This is a genomic window from Bacillus sp. AC266 (genome assembly GCF_979253805.1).
This window is the reverse complement of record NZ_CEEDEC010000055.1, coordinates 1-250: the sequence shown is the minus strand read 5'-3', so window position 1 is coordinate 250 and position 250 is coordinate 1. Positions and strand designations below refer to the sequence as shown.

The 250-nt window shown below is 55.2% G+C and carries 1 pseudogene; it reads left to right on the top strand.

Features of this window, described 5'->3' with window-relative positions:
- A pseudogene (locus AC0IXC_RS29280) lies at positions 1-250 on the top strand (hypothetical protein); the annotation flags it as partial.

The window sequence follows — 250 nt, the reverse complement described above, 5'->3', positions numbered from 1 at the left end:
AAGGCGTTCAAGGTAACACAGGTGCTACCGGACCTCAAGGCGTTCAAGGTAACACAGGTGCTACCGGACCTCAAGGCACTCAAGGTAATACGGGTGCTACCGGTTCCACTGGACCTCAAGGCGTTCAAGGTAACACAGGTGCTACCGGACCTCAAGGCACTCAAGGTAATACGGGTGCTACCGGTTCCACTGGACCTCAAGGCGTTCAAGGTAACACAGGTGCTACTGGTTCCACTGGACCTCAAGGCGT